Origin of the sequence: Actinoallomurus sp. NPDC052308, assembly GCF_040679195.1 — a bacterium.
Taxonomy (GTDB): Bacteria; Actinomycetota; Actinomycetes; order Streptosporangiales; family Streptosporangiaceae; genus Actinoallomurus; species Actinoallomurus liliacearum.
In genome coordinates this window covers 368,920-386,241 of sequence record NZ_JBFAUM010000001.1, presented here as the reverse complement: position 1 = coordinate 386,241, position 17,322 = coordinate 368,920, and the positions used below count along the sequence as shown (strand labels likewise).

Below are 17,322 nucleotides of genomic sequence, written 5' to 3'. Positions count from 1 at the left end.
ATCGGACTACCGGGCATCATCCGGAAGGCACGCGCAGTCATCCCAAAGGGGGGCGAAGCGTAGTGCCGAAGAGTGACGACGGGCACACCGTCGCTCCACTAGGTTCGGATCATGTCCATCATCGCCACGCGGGGGCTGTCCATGCGGTTCCCCGGCGTGCTCGCGTTGGATCAGCTGACGGTCGACGTCGAACCCGGTGTCGTCGGGCTCGTCGGAGCCAACGGCGCGGGCAAGTCGACGCTCATCAAGATCCTGCTCGGCCTCCTCGAACCCACGAGCGGGCAGGCCCAGGTGCTCGGCCTCGACACGGCGCGCGACTACATGAAGATCCGTGAGCTGGTCGGCTACATGCCCGAGCACGACTGCCTGCCGCCTGATGTGTCGGCCACCGAGTTCATCGTGCACGTCGCCCGGATCTCCGGCCTGCCGGCCACCGCCGCCCGCGAGCGCGCCGCCGACACCCTGCGCCACGTCGGCCTGTACGAGGAGCGGTACCGCCCGATCGGCGGCTACTCGACCGGTATGCGGCAGCGCGTCAAGCTCGCCCAGGCCCTCGTCCACGACCCGAAGCTCGTCTTCCTCGACGAGCCCACCAACGGGCTCGACCCCGCCGGTCGCGACGAGATGCTCGCCCTGGTCCGGCGGATCGGCGGCCAGTTCGGCATCAGCGTCCTCGTCACCTCCCACCTGCTCGGCGAGCTCGAACGCGTCGCCGACCACCTGGTGATCATCGACGGCGGGCGGCTGCTGCGGTCGCAGGCGGTCTCGGCGTTCACCCAGGCCAGCGGCGTGCTGGCGGTCGAGGTCGAGGAGGAGATGGACCGCCTCGGCGAACACCTGGCACGGACCGGGCTGCACGTCCGCCCGGACGGCCGCCTGCTGCTCATCGACATCGCCGGCGAGACCACCTACGACGTCGTACGCGACTCGGTCGCCGACCTCGGCCTGGCGCTCGTCCGCATGGAGAACCGCCGCCACCGCATCGAAGAGGTGTTCTCGACGTGACGAGCGTCATCCACGACATCGGATACCGGCACTACGACGGCAAGCGCCTCGGCCGGGCGTACGCCGTCCGGTCCCTGTTCGTCCACAACCTGCGCGCGGCGTACGGCCTGGGCCGACCGGTCAAGGCCAAGATCATGCCGTTTCTGCTGTTCGCGATCATGCTGCTGCCCGCGGCGATCAGCGTGGCGATCACGGCGATCGCCGCCCAGCTCGCGGGCGGACGGGCCATCGACCTCATCCGCTACTCCGCCTACGCCACCTACCTGCAGCCGCTGATCGCCATCTTCCTGGCGGCGCAGGCACCCGTGATCGCCTCCCGCGACCTGCGGTTCCACGTGACGCCGCTGTACTTCTCCCGGCCGCTGAGCCGCCTCGACTACGTGCTGGCCAAGTACGGCGCGTTCGCGACCGCGCTGTTCATCCTGCTGGCGACGCCGGTGACGATCCTGTTCATCGGCGCGCTCGTCACGAAGCAGCCGCACCTCGGCACGCACACCGCGCACTGGCTCGCCGCCCTCGTCGGGTGCCTGATCTACGCCCTGGTGCTCGCCGGCCTCGGCCTGGTCGTGGCCGCGTTCACGCCCCGCCGCGGGTTCGGCGTCACCGCGGTCATGGCGGTCTACCTGCTCAGCACCACGGCGGTCGCCGCCGTCCAGGGCATCGCCGAGAACCAGACTCAGTTCGGGGTCGCCCAGTGGGCGGGCATGTTCGCCCCGTTCAACCTCATCGACGGCGTGCAGGTCTGGGCGCTGCGCGCGAAGCAGTCCGCGCCCGAACCACCGCCCCCGGGCCTCGGTGGGCCGGTGTTCACCCTGGTGTGCGCCGCCCTCATCGTCGGTTCCGCCGCGATCCTGTACCTGCGCTTCCGGAAGGCGGGCGCCAAGTGAGCCGGCTCGAGATCCAGGACGTCTCCCGGTGGTACGGCAACGTCGTCGCCGTCAACGGCGTCAGCATGACGATCGGCCCCGGCGTCACCGGCCTGCTCGGGCCGAACGGCGCGGGCAAGTCCACCCTGATCCACATGATGGGCGGCTTCCTCGCCCCCTCCAGCGGACAGGTGACCATCGACGGGCAGCGCATCTGGAAGAACCCGTCGGTGTACCGGCAGATCGGGCTGGTGCCCGAGCGGGAGACCGCGTACGACTTCCTCACCGGCCGCCAGTTCGTCCGCGCCATGGCCAAGCTGCACCGCCTGCCGAACCCCGAGGCCGCCGCCGAACGCGCCCTCGCCATGGTGGAGATGGTCGACCCGGCCGACCGGATCATCGGTAACTACTCCAAGGGCATGAAGCAGCGGGTCAAGATGGCCTCCGCGCTGGTCCACGACCCGCCGGTGCTGCTGCTCGACGAGCCGTTCAACGGGATGGACCCGCGCCAGCGGCTGCAGTTGATGGACCTGATCCGGAAGATGGCCGCCGAGGGCCGTACGGTGCTGTTCAGCTCGCACATCCTCGAGGAGGTCGAGCGGCTCGCGCACCACATCGAGGTCGTGGTCGCCGGGCGGCACGCCGCCTCCGGCGACTTCCGCGCCATCCGGCGGCTGATGACCGACCGGCCGCACATGTTCGTGGTCCGGTCCAGCGACGACCGGCGCCTGGCGGCCGCGCTCATCACCGACCCGTCGACGCGCGGAGTCGAACTGACCTCCGGCGGCCTGGAGGTGGAGGCCGTCGACTTCCGGCGGTTCTCCCTCGTGCTGCCGCAGGTGGCCCGGCAGGCGGACATCCGGCTGTGGGAGGTCGCCCCCGCCGACGAGTCCCTCGAGAGCGTCTTCTCCTACCTGGTGGCGTCATGAACACTGTCATCGCTTCCATCACGTTCCGCGCCATGCTGAGCAGGCGGCGGATCCTGCTGCTGTTCCTCCTGCCCGCCCTGCTGCTCGCGCTCAGCATCGGCCTGCGGGTCAGCGGGCACGCCGACCTGGACAACGCCACGATGCTGCTCACGCAGTTCGGGCTCGGGGCGCTGCTGCCGTTGCTCGCGCTGCTCGCGGGCACCGGCGTGATCGGCCCGGAGATCGACGACGGCCAGATCATGTACATCATGACCAAGCCGATCGCGCGTCCGGTGATCTCCACGACGAAGTACGTGGTCGCGGTCGTCCTCGTGGTCGCCTTCGGCGTCGTGCCGATGTTCGTCGCGGGCGTCATCATGACCGGGCTGACGGCGGGCCTGGCGACCGGGTTCGCGATCGGCGCGCTGGTCGCCGGCGTCGCCTACTGCGCGCTCTTCCTCGCCATCGCGGTGCTCAGCCGGTTCGCGGTGACGATCGGCCTGATCTACGCCCTGGTCTGGGAGAACCTCATCGCCCGGTACGCCTCGGGCGCCAAGACCCTGTCGATCCGCCAGTGGGGCATCAGCGTCGCCGACATGGTGACCAACGCGACCGCGGTCAAGGCGGACGTCGGCTCGGCCACCGCGGTATCCCTGCTGATCGCCGTCACCGTCCTCGGCGTCGCCTACGCCGGATGGAAGCTCCGCACCCTCTCCATCACCGGCACGGATTAGCGGACCGGCGCCCGTCCGCCCGCGATCTCGTGCGAATCGCCGGGAACGTTCGGGCGGATGGGCTCCTCCCTATGGATGAGAGCCGGCTCATCGGGTCGCCGGCCGTAGGGAGGAGAGCGCGGATGCGAGCGATGCCGCAGGTCGAAGGAGTGACGCACCGGTTCGTCGAGGCGAACGGAGTGCGCTTCCACGTGGCCGAGGCGGGCCCCGCGGATGGAACGCCGGTCCTGTTCCTCCACGGGTTCCCGCAGCACTGGTACGCGTGGCGGCACGTGGTGGCGCTGCTCCCCGGCCACCACCGGCTGGTCATGCCCGACCTCCGAGGGTTCGGGTGGTCCGAGGCGCCCGAGCGGGGCTACGACACCGAAACCCGGGTGGACGACGTGCTGGCGCTCATGACCGCGCTGGGTCTGGACCGGCCGCTCCTGGTCGGCCATGAGTGGGGCGCGTGGGTCGGCTTCATGGCCTGTCTCCGAGCGCCGGAACGCTTCGACCGGTTCCTGGCGCTCGGCATGATCCATCCATGGCCGGAGCACCGGCGCCTCATCCGGCACGCGTGGCGGATGTGGTACACGATCCTGTGGGAGTACCCGATGCTCGGCGGCGCGGTGCTGCGGCACTGGCCCGCGTTCACCAGGTACATCCTCCGCAAGGGGGTGACCGGCACGGGGGTGTGGCGCCGTGCCGAGCTCGACGAGTTCACCGAGTCCGTACGGCCGCGCGAGCGGGCGCACGCCGGCCGCGCGCTGCACTGGCAGTACGTCCTGCGGGACATCCCCCGGCTCGTTCGCGGCTCCTACCGGACACTCCGGCTGACCGTACCGACGACGCTCCTGTTCGGCGCGAGCGACTTCGCGATGTCCCCGGAGGCGCTGGCGGGCGGTGAGCGGTACGCCACCGACCTCGAGGTCCGCGTCGTTCCCGGCGGCCACTACCTCGCGGATGAGCGGCCCGACCTCGTCGCCGAAACGATCGGCCTGCTGTCCACCGCGTCGGCCGGAGTGGAGGAACCGATCGGGTGAACGGCGACTCGGAGCGTGCCGCCGCGCTGGTCCGGGCGGCACAGCGGGGCGACGGCATGGCGATGCACGATCTGCTCGACCTCCTGGCCCCGTACGTCGGCCGGATCTGCGGCCCGATCGCGTTGGACGACGGCCCGGACGCCGCGCAGGAGGCGCTCATCGCGATCTTCCGTGGCCTCCGGGGGCTGCGCGATCCCGGCGCGGTCTTCGGCTGGGCCCGGTCCATCGCGATCCGGGAGGCGGTACGGATGGCGCGCCGCGCGCAGGGCACCCGGCCCGCCGAACTGGACGACGTACCGCAGCCGGGCGACCCCCAGTTGGCCGCGGACGTCCGTGACGTCCTGCGCCGGCTGTCGCCGGAGCACCGTGCGGTCCTCATGCTCCGGGACCTGGAGGGTCACGGGGAACGGGCCGTCGGCGAACTGCTGGAGATATCGACGGGGACGGTGAAGTCACGGCTGCACAGGGCGCGGCTCAGCTTCCGGAAGGCATGGCGATGACCGACACGAACTGGCCCGAGGCCGACCTCGACTCCGTACGCCGCCTGCGGATCATGGCGGCGACCGTCCCCGGCGCGGTGTACGCCGAGGACGTGCTGGCCGTGCCCTTCGGCGCGGTGTGGGCGGTCGCCGCCGACCTCGAGAACGAGTTCCCGCACCTGCTCACCGATGTCCGCGCCATGCGGGTCACCCGGGCGGACGGGGACCGGCTCGAGGCGCGGGCGCGGGGACGGTTCGGGCAGCGAGCGCGGTTCGACGTCGTGCTCAGGCCGGGATGGTGCTGGATGCAGAGCCGCTTCCTGGTGGGCGGAATGGCGGCGGTGGCCGAGGCGGATCGGACGAGGTTCGCGTTCATGGGTGCGCTGCGCGTGCCCGGCGCCCGGCTCGTCCATCCGTTGTCACACGCCCTCGGCGATTCCCCGGGCTCGGGGGTCGTTCGGCGCGTGGCCGAGCGGGCGTCCGCCCGTGCGGCTCGGACCTCCTGACCCGTACGAGGTGCTATTCCAGGACGAAGGTGACCAGCATGTTGACCTTGTAGCCGCTGATGTCCCCGTTCTCGGAGAGCTGGACCTCCATCTCCTTAATCCAGGCGGACTTGAGCTTGCGCAGGGTCTCCGCGGCCCGGCTGATGCCGACCTTCACGGCGTCCTCGAAACTCGACTCCGAGATCGCGCTGATCTCGGTGACACGCGCCACTGATGTCATGGGTGCTCGACCTTCGTCTCGTGGTGACCGCCGCTCGACGGCGCAGCCGTCGTGATCGACGTACCCGTGCCGTCACGAGCGGTATCGGTCACCCACGTAAAGTGATGACGATGGTCGAAGGACGAGCGATCCGCGGTCAGAGGGCGGTGCGGACGGCCTCGGCGAGGCGCTCGGCGACGACGCGGGCCTGGTCCTCGGCCTGCGCCTCGACCATGACGCGCACCATGGGCTCGGTGCCGCTCGGGCGAATGAGCACCCGGCCGCCGTCTCCCAGCTCGGCCTCGGCGGCCTGGACGGCGGCGGCCAGTTCGGGAGAGGTCTTGGCCTTGGACTTGTCGACGCCCTTGACGTTGATCAGCACCTGCGGGAGCCGCGTCATGACCTTCGCCAGCTCGTCGAGGGGGCGACGGCGGTGGGCGATGGTGGACAGCAGGTGCAGCCCGGTGAGCACGCCGTCTCCGGTGGTGGCGTGGTCGAGCATGATGACGTGGCCGGACTGTTCGCCGCCGAAGGCGTACCCGCCGGCCTTCATCGCCTCCAGGACGTAGCGGTCGCCGACCGCCGTCTCGACGACGCCCAGGCCCTGGTCGCGCATGGCGAGCTTGAAACCGAGGTTGGACATGACGGTGGCGACGACCGTGTCGCCGGGCAGCTTCCCGGTGTCGCGCAGCTCCAGGGCCAGGATCGCCATGATCTGGTCGCCGTCGATGGCCTCGCCGGAGGCGGTCACCGCGAGGCAGCGGTCGGCGTCGCCGTCGTGCGCGATGCCGGCGTCCGCCGCGTTCTCCACCACGGCGCGCTGCAGGCGCTCCAGGTGGGTCGAGCCGTAACCATCGTTGATGTTGAGGCCGTCGGGCGAGGCGCCGATGGCGATCACGGTCGCGCCGGCGCGGCGCAGGGCCTCCGGGGAGACGCCCGAGGCGGCGCCGTGCGCGCAGTCGACGACGACCTTGACGCCGTCCAGCGAGCCGGGCAGCGTCGACAGCAGGTGCGCGATGTAACTCTCGACCTCGCCGTGCGCGTCGCGGACCCGCCCGACGCCGGGCCCGGTCGGGCCCGCCCAGTCCTGGCCGAGGTGGGCCTCGACCTGGTCCTCGATCTCGTCGGCGAGCTTGTGCCCGCCCCGGCCGAAGAACTTGATGCCGTTGTCGGGGGCGGGGTTGTGCGACGCGGAGAGCATGACGCCCAGGTCCGCGCCGAGCGACTGGGTGAGGTACGCCACGGCGGGCGTCGGCAGCACGCCGAGCCGGAGGACGTCGACCCCGGCGGAGGCGAGCCCGGCCACGACCGCGGCCTCCAGGAACTCACCCGACGCGCGCGGGTCCCGGCCGACCACCGCGACGGGGCGGTGCCCCTCGAACGCGCCGACCTCGCCGAGGACACGGGCCGCCGCGACCGACAGGTCGAGCGCCAGGGAAGCCGTCAGGTCGCGATTCGCGACTCCACGTACGCCGTCGGTCCCGAACAGACGCGCCACCACAACACCCCACGATCGAACGCACGGACCGGTCGCGTCCGGATACGCCCGCCCAGGCGCGACCGCTGGAAAAAGCGATCAGCGGTCCCGCCGGATGGCGGGACCGCCGAGGTCCTGTCCACAAGCCGCGGCCGCCACCAGGGCGGAGCCGGGCCGGCGGACAGGCGCGATCAACGCTTGCTGTACTGCGGAGCCTTACGGGCCTTCTTGAGACCGTACTTCTTCCGCTCCTTGGCCCGCGCGTCACGGGTGAGGAAGCCGGCCTTCTTCAGCGGCGGGCGGTTGTCAGGGTCGACCAGCTGCAGGGCGCGCGCGATGCCGAGGCGCAGCGCACCGGCCTGGCCGGTCACGCCGCCGCCGCCCACGCGGGCGATGACGTCGAACTGGTCCTCAAGGCCCAGGGTCACGAACGGCTCGTTCACGACCTGCTGGTGGACCTTGTTGGGGAAGTACGTGTCCAGGGAGCGACCGTTGATCGTCCACTTCCCGGAACCCGGGACGATGCGGACGCGCGCGATGGCCTCCTTGCGACGGCCGGTGCCGGCGGCCGGGCCGGTCAGCACCGGGCGCGGAGCTTCGTCGGCGACGGCCTCCGGGGACTCGGTGGTGTAGTCCCCCACGTACTCTTCGAACTCGGCACCCTCAACGGGCGTCTCGACACCGGTGGGCTCGGCCACGGTACTCCTCAGGATCTCTTTCGATGCCGCGCGTTACTGCGCGATCTGCTTGATGTCGTAGGGCACCGGCTGCTGGGCCTGGTGCGGGTGGTCGGGGCCGGCGTAGACCTTCACCTTGCTGAACATCTTGCGGCCCAGCGTGTTCTTCGGAAGCATGCCCTTGATCGCCTTTTCCACGGCGCGCTCGGGGTTCTTCTTCATCAGGTCCGAGTAGGCGATGGACCGCAGACCACCCGGGTAACCGGAGTGGCGGTAGGCCTTCTTCTGCTCGAGCTTCTTGCCCGACAGCGCCACCTTGTCGGCGTTGATGATGATGACGAAGTCACCCGTGTCGAGATGCGGGGCGTAGATCGGCTTGTGCTTACCCCGAAGCAGCGTTGCGACCTGGCTGGCCAGCCGACCCAGCACGACATCGGTCGCGTCGATGACGTGCCACTGACGCTGGACGTCAGCAGGCTTAGGGGTGTAGGTGCGCACGGTCGTAAGCCTTCGTTTCGTGTCTGACAGAGACTGGGTCCGCCGGACGGCCTAGTAGCCGCCGCAGGGCCCGGTGGGTCGAGCGACCCGATCACGGGCACGCTGACGCACACAACGAACTAGCAGAATACCGGCCCACACGCCAGCGGGCAAAGCGAGCGTCGCGGACCGTCCTCCGTCGTCACGAGGCGACGTTCGTACGGCTGTCCTCTTGGACACCCTATACCGGGAAGTATCAGAGAACGCCGGACTTGACCGGCTTCGTAGGCCTATAGTGCTGGTCCTCCGCTGCCCCCCGGGAGGATCCCCTGTCCGCGAAGCGCGTCAAACGCCGCGTCCAGGCATTCGTGCTGCTGGCGATCGCGGTCTTCGTCTCCGGCGGCATCGCCGCCCGGTCGCTCTGGAGTGCCGCGCAGCACTCCCCTTCGCCGGCCACCACGCCGGCGCGTGACGTCGCCGTCTTCCCCAGCCCCGAGGGATCGGCCGTCCGCCCCTCCGTCGACCCGAGCCCGTCGGCCCGCCCGTCGAAGGCGTCCCACCGGCCCAAGAGTCCGACGCCGAAGCGGAAGACGCCCAAGCGCAGCGCCACCCCCAGCGCCACCCGGTCCACGGCCACCGCAACGCCGTCGAAGAGCACGAGCAAGGCTGCGGCGGCGGAGAGCGCCGTGGTACGTCTCACGAACGAGCAGCGGGCCGCCCACGGCTGCACGGCCCTGCGCGTCGACACCCGGCTGCGGACCGCCGCACGGGCGCACTCGGCGGACATGCGTGACCGGAATTACTTCGACCACAATTCGCCGGACGGGCGGACCCCCTGGGACCGCATCAAGGCGGCCGGCTACGCGGACCCCGGCGCGGAGAACATCGCCAAGGGCTACGCGACCCCGGAGGCCGTCGTACAAGGCTGGATGAACAGTCCCGGCCATCGGGCGAACATTCTGAACTGCAGCTTGAAAGCCATCGGAGTCGGCGTCGCTTATGGGTCGGGCGGCCCATGGTGGACGCAGGACTTCGGCTTTAAGTAACCGCCTGAACACGCAAATGAGCAGGTAGGGTCGCGGTCATGGCTTTTCCGGGTGATAAACAGCAACCCGGCGGCTGGGTACCTCCGCAGCCGCCGCAGTCGCCGTACGGCCCGGCCGAGGATGAGGCCTCCCGCGGCGGTTCGCTCTTCGAACGCCCGTACGGCTCCGGCACGTCCCAGGACGAGGACGCCGCCGGTTCGTACGGCGGCCCGAACTCCTACGGGGGTTCCTCGTACGGCACCGAGCAGCCGGGCGGCTACGGGCAGGAGACACAGTCCTTCGGCCAGGACGCCGGCGGCTACGGCGCCGGACCGGGCGGTCCCGCGGAGGGCCCGTACGGCGGCACGGGCGGGTTCGACGCTCCAGGCGGCTACAACGCCCCGGGCGGACCCGGTGGGCCGGGCCGGTACGGCGAGATGCCAGGCGCCTACGGCCAGGACCCCGCCGCGGACGTACCCGGCGACGAGCGGTCGGGCGGCAAGAAGAAGCTCCTGATCATCGGTGCCGCGGTCGCCGCGGGCGTCGTCGTCATCGGCGGCGGAGCGGCGTTCGCGCTGTCCTCGGGCGGCGGCGACCCCGAGCCGAAGCCGACGGCGGCGTCCAAGCCCGCCGCCGCGCCCCCGAACACCCCGACCGCGACCCCCACCCCCACGCCGACCGAGACCGGGAAGGGCGAGCGTCTCGCCTCCCGGGCCACGGACCCGAAGCCGCTCACCCTCGCCGAGGTCTTCAAGAACAAGAAGTTCAAGGCCGGCGGCCGCACCTACGTGCTGACCACGCGACGCTCGGACCCCAAGTGCGCGAGCGCCGTGAACGGCACCACGTTCCGCAAGGCCCTCGTGAAGGCCGGGTGCACCCAGGTGCTGCGCGCGACGTACAGCAACGGCAAGTTCATCGGCACCATCGGCGTGGTCAACCTCAAGACGGCGACCACGGCCAAGTACGCGCAGAAGGCGTCCCGCCCGAAGGACGCGTACGTCCTGCCGCTGCCGGGCGCCGGGAGCACCAGCAAGATCGGTAAGGGGCTGTCGCTCACGACCTCCGACCCCGACGGCCACTACCTCATCATGAGCTGGGTGCAGTACCCGACCGGCAAGAAAATCACACAGAGTGACTATGCGAGTGTGACCGCATTCGTGCAGAATGCGACAGTCGGTAGCAATCTGCGACCAGCTCTGAACTACCGGTCAATGGTCGGCAAACCCGCATAAAGGACACCGCTCGCTAATACTCTAGTGACCCATGTCTGGCCGTGACGAGACTTTTGTACCGTCCGTAACGGAAGGGTCGGAGCCTCCGCCGACGCCGGCGTCGCCCGGCCGTCGTACACCGGCTGATCCCCTCGTCACCCCCCAGCCCGCCGATGTGCCGCCGGGCGACCCGGCCCGTTCCGGACCGCCCCCGACGCCTGACGCCGAGGAGAGCATGACCCCGCCACTCCCGCGTCCCGGATCTCCCGCGCCCGACGCGGAGAACCGGGAGACGGCCCCGCCGCAGCGACCGACGGCCGCGACGCCCTCGGACCTCCGTTCCGACCCGCCGACCGGCCCCCGCTCGGCGGGTACGTCTTCACCCCGCCCGACGGACGCCCCCGAGCACCGCTACACCGCTCCGCCCCCGGCGGCCGGTCCCGCATCGGACGCCCCGCCCGCCTCGGCACCGGCGTACGGCCCGGCCACGGACGTTCCCGGCGCCCCGTACGGTCCCGATGGCGGCCCGGCCTCGCCTGATCCGAACGCGAACGCGACGGTGTGGTTGGGGACGACGGATCGTCCGGCCGAGGCCTCCGCCGGAGCCGCAGGGCCCCCAGGACCCGCCTCGGCGGCCTCATCGGGCCTGGTCGACGACTCGGCCCCGGGAGCCGCCGAGAGGACCGTGACGGACGTCCTGGAGCCGGAGACGGGCGCCGCCCTGACCGTGGCACGACGCGCGGGCGAACCGCCGCTCTCCGCGGCGGAGAGCACCATGCCCCCGCTCACCCCCGACGCCATCCTCCCGCCGGGCACGATCCCCGAGGCGCCCACGGAGCCGGAGCCGGAGCCGGAGATGGACGCCACCCGGCCCACTCCCCAGATCGGCTCGGGCGAACCCGGTCCGCCCTCCGACGGGCCCGGCGGTCCGCGCGGCCCCGGTGGGCACTGGCGTGGCGCCGCGGGCGCGGCCGGAGCACGAGGCGCGCTGCTCATCGGCGCCGGCGCACTCGCCGCGCTCGTGCTCGGCGGCGGAGGCGTCATCGCCTACACCACGGTGTCCGACGACGCGCCGAAGGAGCACGCGGCGTCCGCTCCGCCGACCCATGCCCAGCAGCCGCCCACGCCCAGCCCGGCGTCTCCGACGCCCACCCAAACGTCGGCGAAGCCGAAGCCCAAGCCCAAGCCGACGCCCATCGACATCAGGGACGAGAAGAAGGACCCCAAGCCGCTCAGCGTCACCGAGGTCTTCCCCGATCCGCAGCTCAAGATCGCCGGGCACACGTTCGTCCTGATGAAGACCGTCCCGAACGACCACTGCAACCTGACCGCCAACGGGCCCTTCAGCGTGGAGCTGACCCGTCAGCACTGCCGGCGCGTCGTACGGGCGACCTTCGTCTCCGACGACAAGAAGCTGGCGGTGACGACCGGGATCGCGGCGATGCCCACCGACGCCGCCGCGGCCGCCGCCATGAAGGCCCAGGACGCCGAGCACTACAAGTGGTTCCGCGGGATGAAGGCCACCGACGCTCCCAAGATCGACCAGGGCGGCGGCTACGCGGCGAGCATTCAGCGCGGCCGGTACATCATCTACTCGTACGCGATGTTCGCCGACGCCCACAAGCCGAAGCCGGACGACACGACGCTCAAGGACGTCGCGTTCGGCTTCCGCACGGACACCGGCAAGTCCATCGAGGTCCGCGCGAAGAGCTGACCGACAGACGACGCGCGCCCCGTCCCACGCCGGGCCTGGACGCGCGTCGTCGTCTTCCCACCGACGCCCGCCCTCACCCACGCCGCGCCCAGCTCGGACGCATGTCGTCGTGTTCCTGGCGACGCCCGCGTTGCCCCACGCCGGGCCCGGGGTGCGCGTCGCGCGCTGCTTCGGGGCCGGGTCAGCCGGCCTGGCGCTCCTCCGGGGCGGTCGCGCCGAGGACCCGGACCCGGCGGGTCTCCTGGGCCCGGCTGGCCAGCAGCCCGGCCTCCGGGTACGTGACCTCCTCCAGCGTCAGGCCGTGCGGCGGGAGGACCTGCACCGCCGAGTCGCGGACGCGGGCGGAGAGGACCTCGGCCGGCCACTCGACCGGACGGCGGCGGTCGCCGACAGCCAGCAGCGCGCCCACGATGGCGCGCACCATGGAGTGGCAGAAGGCGTCGGCCACGATGGTGGCGACGGCGACGTCGGCCGACTCGCGCTCCCAGTCGTAGCGCAGCAACCTCCGGATCGTCGTCGCGCCCTCGCGCCTGCGGCAGTACGCGGCGAAGTCGTTCTCGCCGAGCAGCAGCGCGGTGGCGGCGTTCATCCGGTCCAGATCGAGGGGCCGAGGGTGCCACAGCACCTCGTGGCGGCGCAGCGGGTCGACGCCCACCGGGTTGTCGCAGACGCGGTAGGCGTAGCGACGTGACAGGGCGGAGAACCGCGCGTCGAAGCCATCGGGCGCCTGTTCGATCCGCCAGATCCGCACGTCCGGTGGCAGCACGCCGGCCATCCGGCGCGGTAGTGTGCCGCCCACCTGGGAGTAGGCCGCCACGGGAAGGACGACGTGCGCGACCTGGCCGCGCGCGTGCACCCCGGCGTCCGTACGACCCGCGACCGTGAGGACCGGCGGCGGGTCCAACCGCAGGACCCGGCCCAGGGCGTCCTCGATGACACCCTGGACGGTTCGCCGCCCCGGCTGCCGCGCCCAACCGGCGAACTCCGCGCCGTCATAGGCGAGGTCGAGCCGGAGTCGTACCAGAGCGGTCATCGGGCTCGCGGCGCGTCGGTCTCGGCCTTCGGGCCGAACGCGGAACGCCGCCTCCCCCCTTCTGTTACCGTGAGCGCGTCGGTGACGGCGCGGCGGAGTCGCGTCCGGGCGCACCCCGCGGGCACGCCGAGCCCCTCAGCCGTCGAACGGGGCCGCAGACGGCGAACCACCGGCTTCTCCTTCATAGACGGACGGACGTCCCTTGAGGGGTGGACGTCACCGAACGGATCGACGGCTCCCGCCTGCCGGCGGCCGAGCAGATCCGGCACCGGCGGCCGAGCGCGTCGAACACAAGTCTTTCAAACAACGAGCCCGCCGTCCCGTAGGGGCGCGGCGGGCTGCGTCGTAAACGTTGCGCTACTTCTTCTCGTCGGCCTCGGTGTCGTCCGCCGTGGCCTCCGCGGCCGGGGCCTCGGCCGCCGGCTCCTCGGTCGCCGCTGCCGGGGTCTCCTCGGTCTCCTCGGCGGCGGGCGCCGGGGCCTCCGCGGCCGGAGCGGTCGTACGGGTCGTCACCGCAGACGGCCCGGCCTCCTCGACCAGCTCGATCAGCGCCATGGGGGCGTTGTCGCCCTTGCGCGGGCCGAGCTTGGTGATCCGGGTGTAGCCGCCCGGGCGGTTCTCGAACCGCGGGCCGATCTCGGTGAAGAGCGTGTGGACGACGCCCTTGTCCCGCACGACGGTGAGGACCTGGCGCCGCGCGGCGAGGTCACCGCGCTTGGCCTTCGTGATCAGCTTCTCCGCCAGCGGACGCAGCCGCCGGGCCTTGGCCTCGGTCGTCGTGATGCGGCCGTGCTCGAACAGCGCCGTGGCGAGGTTCGCCAGGATGATGCGCTGGTGCGACGGGCTGCCGCCGAGACGAGGGCCCTTGGTGGGCGTGGGCATGAACTTCTCCTTGTTTCAACCCGCACCGGCCGTACGAGGTACCGGTGTCGGTCCGGCGAGGCCGTCGGCCCCGCCGAGTGTCGGTGACGACGGGCGGCCCCTCGGGGCCGCCCGGTCAACTGATCAGTACTGCTCGGTCTCGGCGTAGCTCTGGTCCTCGTCGCCGTAGGCGTCCGCCGCCGCCGTCGGGTCGAACCCGGGCGGGGAGTCCTTCAGCGTGAGGCCCATGTCGTTGAGCTTCTGCTTGACCTCTTCGATCGACTTGGCGCCGAAGTTACGGATGTCGAGCAGGTCCTGCTCGCTGCGGGCCACGAGCTCACCCACGGTGTGGATGCCCTCGCGCTTGAGGCAGTTGTAGGACCGGACCGTGAGGTTGAGCTCCTCGATCGGCAGCGCCAGGTCCGCCGCGAGCGCGGCGTCCGTCGGAGACGGGCCCATGTCGATGCCCTCGGCCTCGACGTTGAGCTCCCGGGCCAGGCCGAACAGCTCGACCAGGGTCTTGCCGGCGCTCGCCACCGCGTCGCGCGGCAGCATCGCGGGCTTGGTCTCGACGTCCACGATCAGCCGGTCGAAGTCGGTGCGCTGCTCGACACGCGTCGCCTCGACCTTGTAGGTGACCTTCAGGACCGGAGAGTAGATCGAGTCGATTGGAACCCGACCGATCTCCTGGCCCGGCTGCTTGTTCTGGGCGGCGGAGACGTAACCCCGGCCACGCTCGACGGTGAGCTCCATCTCGAGCTTCGCCTTGTTGTTCAGCGTGGCGATGTGGAGCTCGGGGTTGTGCACCTCGACACCGGCCGGCGGCGCGATGTCGGCGGCGGTGACCTCACCGGGGCCCTGCTTGCGGAGGTACATCACGACCGGCTCGTCGTGCTCGGAGGAGACGACGAGCTCCTTGAGGTTCAGGATGATGTCGGTGACATCCTCCTTCACGCCCGGGATCGTGGAGAACTCGTGCAGCACGCCCTCGATCCGGATGCTCGTGACGGCGGCACCCGGGATGGAGGACAGGAGCGTACGGCGGAGCGAGTTGCCGATGGTGTAGCCGAAGCCCGGCTCCAGCGGTTCGATCGTGAACCGCGACCGGAACTCGTCGACCTGCTCTTCGGTGAGAGTCGGTCGCTGGGCGATGAGCATTTCTTACTTCCTTCCCGCGGCGCCCGCTATATGACTGCCGCGATCTCGCACTGCGGGGCGCACGCCATGAGACGTGCGCCCGCACGAGTGGACGTCAGCGCTTGGCGTACCACTCGACGATGAGCTGCTCCTGGACCGGCGCGTCGATGTGCTGCCGGACCGGGAGGGAGTGCACGAGGATGCGCATCCGGTCGGGGACGACCTCGATCCACGCCGGGACCCGGCTGTCGCCGGCCTCGGCGCGCGCCACCACGAAGGGGGTGTCCTCGAGGGACTTCGGGCGCACCTCGATGATGTCGCGCTCGCTGACGCGGTACGACGGGATGTCGACCTTCTTGCCGTTGACCAGGAAGTGGCCGTGCTTGACCAGCTGCCGGGCCATGTCGCGGCTCTTGGCGAAGCCCGCGCGGTAGACGACGTTGTCGAGGCGGCGCTCGAGCAGGCTCAGCAGGTTGTCACCCGTCTTGCCCGTCCGGCGGTTCGCCTCCTTGTAGTAGTTGACGAACTGGGCCTCGAGGACGCCGTAGATGCGACGGGCCTTCTGCTTCTCCCGGAGCTGGAGCATGTGCTCGCTCTCCTTGGGACGGCCGCGACCGTGCTCACCCGGCGGGTACGGGCGGATCTCGATCGGGCACTTCGGGCCCTCGCACTTGCTGCCCTTGAGGTACAGCTTCATCTTCTCGCGGCGGCACAGCTTGCAGTCGGCGCCGGTGTATCGAGCCATCTCTCTTCTTCCCTAACTCAGACGCGGCGGCGCTTCGGCGGGCGGCAGCCGTTGTGCGGCACCGGGGTGACGTCCTGGATGGAACCGACCTCGAGGCCGGTCGCCTGCAGCGACCGGATCGCGGTCTCGCGACCCGAGCCCGGGCCCTTCACGAAGACGTCGACCTTGCGCATGCCGTGCTCCATGGCGCGGCGGGCGGCGGCCTCGGCCGCCATCTGAGCGGCGAACGGCGTCGACTTACGCGAGCCCTTGAAGCCCACGTGGCCGGCGCTGGCCCAAGAGATCACGGCACCCACGGGGTCCGTGATCGTGACGATCGTGTTGTTGAACGTGCTCTTGATGTGGGCGTGCCCGTGAGCGACGTTCTTCTTTTCCTTCCGGCGCACCTTCTTGGCGCCGGCGCGGCTCTTTGGCGGCATCTGCTCTCAAATCTCCTGGAGGTCGTCGATCCGTCGGCCCCGGGCGAGGGGCCGAGGACTACTACTTCTTGCCGGCCTTCTTCTTGCCGGCGACGGTCTTCTTCTTGCCCTTGCGCGTACGCGCGTTGGTCTGCGTCCGCTGACCGTGCACCGGCAGGCCGCGGCGGTGCCGGATGCCCTGGTAGCAGCCGATCTCGATCTTGCGACGGATGTCGGCCTGGATCTCGCGGCGCAGGTCGCCCTCGATCCGGTAGTTGGCCTCGATCCAGTCACGGAGCTGGATCAGCTCGTCGTCACCGAGCTCGTGGACCCGACGGTCACCGTTGATGCCGGTTTCCTTCAGGGTCTCGAGGGCACGGGTACGGCCGATGCCGAAGATGTAGGTGAGAGCGACCTCGAGGCGCTTGTCGCGCGGGAGGTCGACGCCGAGGAGGCGTGCCATCTCGGGCAGTTCCCTTCTGTTTCACGGAGGTCTGCGCCCCGCACCCCCACCCCTGCCCGGGTGGGGCCCCGGCCTCCGACCGGGGGTTGCTCCTCAGGGGAGCCGCGGAACGTCGGAATATGCGCGACCGCGCCAGGTCGCCCGTGGCGCGGTTGCTGTTGAGTTGTCAGCCCTGACGCTGCTTGTGGCGCGGGTCATCGCAGATGACCATGACCCGGCCGTGCCGCCGGATGATGCGGCACTTGCTGCAGATCTTCTTGACGCTCGGCTTGACCTTCACTGGGTCTCCTCGTGCAGGGTCACCCCCGCGCTGCCGAGCCGCAGGCGAGCACGCCGAAGCGACTCACCAACCGACTATACGCGGGGAAGGCAACCCCAGTGGGTG

At 70.8% G+C, this 17,322-nt stretch carries 21 protein-coding genes; 10 read left to right on the top strand and 11 right to left on the bottom strand.

The window, feature by feature from the left end; all coding sequences use genetic code 11:
* Positions 1 to 111: 111 nt before the first annotated feature.
* The 7 genes from AB0L00_RS02075 (at position 112) to AB0L00_RS02045 (ending at position 5,520) form a co-directional block, all read left to right on the top strand.
* On the top strand, positions 112 to 1,005 hold the full coding sequence (locus AB0L00_RS02075) for an ABC transporter ATP-binding protein (protein ID WP_364427083.1): 894 nt from the start codon (positions 112 to 114) through the stop codon (positions 1,003 to 1,005).
* Entirely contained in the window at positions 1,002 to 1,892 is an 891-nt protein-coding gene (locus AB0L00_RS02070) for an ABC transporter permease (protein ID WP_364427080.1), read from the top strand. The genes AB0L00_RS02075 and AB0L00_RS02070 overlap by 4 nt, the downstream gene beginning before the upstream one ends.
* Entirely contained in the window at positions 1,889 to 2,800 is a 912-nt protein-coding gene (locus AB0L00_RS02065) for an ABC transporter ATP-binding protein (RefSeq protein WP_364427077.1), read from the top strand. The genes AB0L00_RS02070 and AB0L00_RS02065 overlap by 4 nt, the downstream gene beginning before the upstream one ends.
* Positions 2,797 to 3,513, top strand: a complete 717-nt coding sequence (locus tag AB0L00_RS02060) for an ABC transporter permease (RefSeq protein ID WP_364427074.1) — start codon at positions 2,797 to 2,799, stop codon at positions 3,511 to 3,513. Before AB0L00_RS02065 ends, AB0L00_RS02060 begins: the two co-directional genes overlap by 4 nt.
* A gap of 122 nt (positions 3,514 to 3,635) precedes the next feature.
* Complete coding sequence (locus AB0L00_RS02055) at positions 3,636 to 4,535, top strand: alpha/beta fold hydrolase (protein WP_364427071.1); 900 nt, start codon at positions 3,636 to 3,638, stop codon at positions 4,533 to 4,535.
* The gene (locus AB0L00_RS02050; protein WP_364427069.1) at positions 4,532 to 5,035 is read left to right on the top strand and encodes a sigma-70 family RNA polymerase sigma factor; all 504 of its coding nucleotides are present in this window, start codon (positions 4,532 to 4,534) and stop codon (positions 5,033 to 5,035) included. The genes AB0L00_RS02055 and AB0L00_RS02050 overlap by 4 nt, the downstream gene beginning before the upstream one ends.
* Positions 5,032 to 5,520: a hypothetical protein gene (locus AB0L00_RS02045; protein WP_364427066.1), complete on the top strand. Its 489-nt coding sequence runs from the start codon at positions 5,032 to 5,034 to the stop codon at positions 5,518 to 5,520. The genes AB0L00_RS02050 and AB0L00_RS02045 overlap by 4 nt, the downstream gene beginning before the upstream one ends.
* A gap of 13 nt (positions 5,521 to 5,533) precedes the next feature.
* Here AB0L00_RS02045 and AB0L00_RS02040 read toward each other — a convergent pair whose 3' ends face one another.
* The 4 genes from AB0L00_RS02040 to rplM form a co-directional block, all read right to left on the bottom strand.
* Positions 5,534 to 5,740, bottom strand: a complete 207-nt coding sequence (locus AB0L00_RS02040) for a dodecin family protein (RefSeq protein ID WP_364407226.1) — start codon at positions 5,738 to 5,740, stop codon at positions 5,534 to 5,536.
* Between the two features lie 136 nt (positions 5,741 to 5,876).
* Positions 5,877 to 7,217, bottom strand: coding sequence for a phosphoglucosamine mutase (gene glmM, locus AB0L00_RS02035; RefSeq protein ID WP_364407229.1), 1,341 nt, complete (start codon positions 7,215 to 7,217; stop codon positions 5,877 to 5,879).
* Positions 7,218 to 7,387: 170 nt separating this feature from the next.
* On the bottom strand, positions 7,388 to 7,894 hold the full coding sequence (gene rpsI, locus AB0L00_RS02030) for a 30S ribosomal protein S9 (RefSeq protein WP_364427063.1): 507 nt from the start codon (positions 7,892 to 7,894) through the stop codon (positions 7,388 to 7,390).
* A gap of 33 nt (positions 7,895 to 7,927) precedes the next feature.
* Entirely contained in the window at positions 7,928 to 8,371 is a 444-nt protein-coding gene (gene rplM, locus AB0L00_RS02025) for a 50S ribosomal protein L13 (protein WP_364427060.1), read from the bottom strand.
* 347 nt (positions 8,372 to 8,718) lie between these two features.
* Here rplM and AB0L00_RS02020 point away from each other — a divergent pair, with 347 nt between their 5' ends.
* The 3 genes from AB0L00_RS02020 (at position 8,719) to AB0L00_RS02010 (ending at position 12,300) form a co-directional block, all read left to right on the top strand.
* Positions 8,719 to 9,396: a CAP domain-containing protein gene (locus AB0L00_RS02020; RefSeq protein ID WP_364427057.1), complete on the top strand. Its 678-nt coding sequence runs from the start codon at positions 8,719 to 8,721 to the stop codon at positions 9,394 to 9,396.
* 38 nt (positions 9,397 to 9,434) lie between these two features.
* Positions 9,435 to 10,607, top strand: coding sequence for a hypothetical protein (locus tag AB0L00_RS02015; protein ID WP_364427054.1), 1,173 nt, complete (start codon positions 9,435 to 9,437; stop codon positions 10,605 to 10,607).
* Positions 10,608 to 11,271: 664 nt separating this feature from the next.
* The gene (locus tag AB0L00_RS02010; RefSeq protein WP_364427052.1) at positions 11,272 to 12,300 is read left to right on the top strand and encodes a hypothetical protein; all 1,029 of its coding nucleotides are present in this window, start codon (positions 11,272 to 11,274) and stop codon (positions 12,298 to 12,300) included.
* A gap of 181 nt (positions 12,301 to 12,481) precedes the next feature.
* On the opposite strand, the gene truA is transcribed toward AB0L00_RS02010, so the two are convergent.
* The 7 genes from truA to rpmJ all read right to left on the bottom strand — a co-directional run bounded on the left by truA (position 12,482) and on the right by rpmJ (position 17,217).
* Positions 12,482 to 13,333 carry a tRNA pseudouridine(38-40) synthase TruA gene (truA, locus tag AB0L00_RS02005; protein ID WP_364427049.1) on the bottom strand — a complete coding sequence of 284 codons (852 nt, stop codon included), beginning with the start codon at positions 13,331 to 13,333 and terminating at the stop codon, positions 12,482 to 12,484.
* 357 nt (positions 13,334 to 13,690) lie between these two features.
* Entirely contained in the window at positions 13,691 to 14,215 is a 525-nt protein-coding gene (gene rplQ, locus AB0L00_RS02000; RefSeq protein WP_364427046.1) for a 50S ribosomal protein L17, read from the bottom strand.
* Between the two features lie 123 nt (positions 14,216 to 14,338).
* On the bottom strand, positions 14,339 to 15,352 hold the full coding sequence (locus AB0L00_RS01995) for a DNA-directed RNA polymerase subunit alpha (RefSeq protein ID WP_252840846.1): 1,014 nt from the start codon (positions 15,350 to 15,352) through the stop codon (positions 14,339 to 14,341).
* A 94-nt stretch (positions 15,353 to 15,446) separates the two neighbouring features.
* A complete protein-coding gene (gene rpsD, locus AB0L00_RS01990) occupies positions 15,447 to 16,076 on the bottom strand; it encodes a 30S ribosomal protein S4 (RefSeq protein WP_345352788.1) in 630 nt (209 codons plus the stop codon).
* Between the two features lie 17 nt (positions 16,077 to 16,093).
* Positions 16,094 to 16,495: a 30S ribosomal protein S11 gene (gene rpsK / locus AB0L00_RS01985; RefSeq protein WP_252780568.1), complete on the bottom strand. Its 402-nt coding sequence runs from the start codon at positions 16,493 to 16,495 to the stop codon at positions 16,094 to 16,096.
* 61 nt (positions 16,496 to 16,556) lie between these two features.
* The gene (gene rpsM, locus AB0L00_RS01980; RefSeq protein WP_345352782.1) at positions 16,557 to 16,937 is read right to left on the bottom strand and encodes a 30S ribosomal protein S13; all 381 of its coding nucleotides are present in this window, start codon (positions 16,935 to 16,937) and stop codon (positions 16,557 to 16,559) included.
* Between the two features lie 166 nt (positions 16,938 to 17,103).
* Positions 17,104 to 17,217, bottom strand: coding sequence for a 50S ribosomal protein L36 (gene rpmJ / locus AB0L00_RS01975; RefSeq protein WP_252780562.1), 114 nt, complete (start codon positions 17,215 to 17,217; stop codon positions 17,104 to 17,106).
* Positions 17,218 to 17,322 lie beyond the last annotated feature (105 nt).

Coding starts and splice junctions, on each gene's coding strand:
- AB0L00_RS02075 (WP_364427083.1), top strand. CDS start 112: ATGTCCATCATCGCCACGCGGGGGCTGTCCATGCGGTTCCCCGGCGTG.
- AB0L00_RS02060 (WP_364427074.1), top strand. CDS start 2,797: ATGAACACTGTCATCGCTTCCATCACGTTCCGCGCCATGCTGAGCAGG.
- AB0L00_RS02055 (WP_364427071.1), top strand. CDS start 3,636: ATGCGAGCGATGCCGCAGGTCGAAGGAGTGACGCACCGGTTCGTCGAG.
- AB0L00_RS02045 (WP_364427066.1), top strand. CDS start 5,032: ATGACCGACACGAACTGGCCCGAGGCCGACCTCGACTCCGTACGCCGC.
- AB0L00_RS02040 (WP_364407226.1), bottom strand. CDS start 5,740: ATGACATCAGTGGCGCGTGTCACCGAGATCAGCGCGATCTCGGAGTCG.
- AB0L00_RS02015 (WP_364427054.1), top strand. CDS start 9,435: ATGGCTTTTCCGGGTGATAAACAGCAACCCGGCGGCTGGGTACCTCCG.
- truA (WP_364427049.1), bottom strand. CDS start 13,333: ATGACCGCTCTGGTACGACTCCGGCTCGACCTCGCCTATGACGGCGCG.
- rplQ (WP_364427046.1), bottom strand. CDS start 14,215: ATGCCCACGCCCACCAAGGGCCCTCGTCTCGGCGGCAGCCCGTCGCAC.
- AB0L00_RS01995 (WP_252840846.1), bottom strand. CDS start 15,352: ATGCTCATCGCCCAGCGACCGACTCTCACCGAAGAGCAGGTCGACGAG.
- rpsD (WP_345352788.1), bottom strand. CDS start 16,076: ATGGCTCGATACACCGGCGCCGACTGCAAGCTGTGCCGCCGCGAGAAG.
- rpsK (WP_252780568.1), bottom strand. CDS start 16,495: ATGCCGCCAAAGAGCCGCGCCGGCGCCAAGAAGGTGCGCCGGAAGGAA.
- rpsM (WP_345352782.1), bottom strand. CDS start 16,937: ATGGCACGCCTCCTCGGCGTCGACCTCCCGCGCGACAAGCGCCTCGAG.